The following is a 491-nucleotide window of genomic DNA, read 5'->3' on the forward strand; positions in this document are numbered from 1 at the left end:
CTGCGTTGCCCGCGAGCGTCACCGCGTTCAGGCTGTTGGTGTCGGTGTAGCTGATCACCAGTTGGTTGCCGGTGACCGCGGCGCTGGTGAACACCGGGGGCGTGGTGTCTCCCGGCGCGGGCGTGATGTTGGTCACGGTCATGATATCGAAGTTGGCCGCGTGGTTGCCCGCCACGTCCTGCACCACATTGCCGGATGCGAGCCCGGATACGAGCCTGGAGTAGCTGACGGTCACCCGCGCACCGTGGTACACGGGACGTTCTGTGAGTGCCAGCGTCACGGTCTTGGCCGCCCCATTCACCACGACGCTCTGGACGGTGAACTCTCCTGCAATTCTCGCTGGCGCGCCGTTGACGTAGTCTTCGCGGTATACCGAAAAGCCTCCCGAGCCCGATATCGCTACGTCGGCCAAGCTGTTCTGTTCGGTGTAACTGATCACCAGCTTGTCGCCGTTGACCGTGGCGCTGCTGAATACCGGGGGCGTGGTGTCT

Annotated in this window: 1 protein-coding gene; it reads right to left on the reverse strand. The window is 63.5% G+C overall.

Features of this window, described 5'->3' with window-relative positions; all coding sequences use genetic code 11:
• The coding region (locus VTU_RS29535; protein ID WP_010108938.1) for a SwmB domain-containing protein at positions 1–491 on the reverse strand (491 nt) is incomplete at both ends.

The sequence above is a fragment of the Verminephrobacter aporrectodeae subsp. tuberculatae At4 genome, assembly GCF_000193225.1.
In the GTDB taxonomy this organism is placed as follows: Bacteria; Pseudomonadota; Gammaproteobacteria; order Burkholderiales; family Burkholderiaceae_C; genus Acidovorax; species Acidovorax aporrectodeae.